This is a genomic window from Neisseria sp. P0001.S005 (genome assembly GCF_051963715.1).
This window is the reverse complement of the sequence record NZ_JBQCTZ010000413.1, coordinates 1-1,154: the sequence shown is the minus strand read 5'-3', so window position 1 is coordinate 1,154 and position 1,154 is coordinate 1. Positions and strand designations below refer to the sequence as shown.

2 protein-coding genes are annotated in these 1,154 nt (G+C 33.3%); both read right to left on the bottom strand.

The window, feature by feature from the left end; genetic code table 11:
* Positions 1 to 127: 127 nt before the first annotated feature.
* Entirely contained in the window at positions 128 to 625 is a 498-nt protein-coding gene (ftnA, locus tag ACTHSP_RS20690; protein WP_003686798.1) for a non-heme ferritin, read from the bottom strand.
* A gap of 16 nt (positions 626 to 641) precedes the next feature.
* On the bottom strand, positions 642 to 1,127 hold the full coding sequence (gene ftnA, locus ACTHSP_RS20685; RefSeq protein WP_003686837.1) for a non-heme ferritin: 486 nt from the start codon (positions 1,125 to 1,127) through the stop codon (positions 642 to 644).
* Positions 1,128 to 1,154 lie beyond the last annotated feature (27 nt).

The following is a 1,154-nucleotide window of genomic DNA, read 5'->3' as shown; positions in this document are numbered from 1 at the left end:
CATTTCAAAACCTAATCGGCGGTAAGAATGAACCGTTAAAGCACCGCACTTTTAGACAAAAGTAGCTAGATTTTGATATAAAAAAAGGCTAAATCGATAATGACTTAGCCTTTTTCATCAGACTTGATTAGTTGTTTGTTGTTAATGCGCCTAAATCTTTATCAACTAAGAACAAACCTTTACCATCTTCACCAAGAAGATTTAATTTATCCAAAATTCCACTGAATAATTTTTCTTCTTCATGTTGTTCAGCCACATACCATTGTAAGAAGTTAAAGGCAGAGTAGTCTTTCTCTTCAAAAGTTCTACCAACTAATTCATTGATTTTAGAGGTAATTAACTTTTCATGTTCATAAGTTAATTCAAGTACTTGTTTCAATGATGAAAATTGATGAGGTGGTTCATCAATTTGTGTGATGATAGCCAATGCGCCGGTCTCATTTAAATAAGTGAAGAGTTTACGCATATGCTGCATTTCCTCAGCCGCATGCTCTGATAAAAATTTTGCAGCTCCTTCGAAACCTTGTTGTTCGCACCAGGCGCTCATTTGTAAATATAAGTTAGAAGAATAAAACTCTAAATTCATTTGATCATTTAATAGTTTAATCACGCTATTTGATAACATTTTATTTCTCCTATTCTTATAAAGTTTTTAATTCACGATCAATGTAGTAGAGCGCTGTACCACTTTCACCAAGAAGTTTGAATTTATCAACAATACTGTTAAATAATTTTTCTTCTTCATGCTGTTCAGCTACATACCATTGTAAGAAGTTAAAAGTAGAGTAATCCTTTTCTGCAAAAGTACTCTCAACTAACTCATTAATTTTAGATGTCACTAGTTTTTCGTGTTCAAGTGTTGTTTCAAAAACTTCTTTTAATGAAGCGTAATCGTGTTTAGGGGCGTCAATTTTACCTAACAAAGGCATTCCACTGGTTTCGCTCACATAAGTAAACAACTTTTGCATATGTTCCAATTCTTCATCGGCATGACGAAGTAAAAATGCCGCAGCGCCTTCATAACCATGTTTATGGCACCATGCACTCATTTGCAAATAGACATTTGATGAATACAACTCGAGATTAATTTGTTCGTTTAATTTTGCTGTAATTGACTTACTTAGCATAACTAACTCCTTTTCTTAATGCGGTTA